Genomic DNA, 420 nt, shown 5'->3' on the forward strand with positions numbered 1-420 from the left:
GCTGTCCGACCAAGCCCGCTCGGCCCTGAACAACCTGATACTCAAAGTCCGGCAGGTTGGAGCGCGCCAGGATCTAATCCAGGAAGGCGACAAGCCCGACAACGTCCTGCTGATCCTCGACGGCTTCGCCTGCCGGTACAATGTCCTTCCGGACGGCCATCGCCAGATCATGGTACTCCTCGTACCGGGCGATTTTTGCGACCTGCACGTGTTCATCCTCTACGAGATGGTACCGCTCCGAGGCCTGGGTCCTGAAGATCGCCCACGACGAGACGGAACCGGAGGGCGCCCCCGGTGTCCAGCTCGTCCACCGCCTGACCGCGGCGGTGGTTTCCGGCGCGTGGGACATCGACCGGATCGATTCCTGCGCCCCGCCGGATTTCGCCCTCGGCTCCACCTTCTGGACGGAGCGCCGGCCGA

Annotated in this window: 1 pseudogene; it reads left to right on the top strand. The window is 65.2% G+C overall.

Annotated elements, in window-relative coordinates:
• Positions 1-109: 109 nt before the first annotated feature.
• A pseudogene (locus MKK69_RS31380) lies at positions 110-420 on the top strand (hypothetical protein); the annotation flags it as partial.

The sequence above is a fragment of the Methylobacterium sp. J-026 genome (genome assembly GCF_022829585.1).
In the GTDB taxonomy this organism is placed as follows: domain Bacteria; phylum Pseudomonadota; class Alphaproteobacteria; order Rhizobiales; family Beijerinckiaceae; genus Methylobacterium.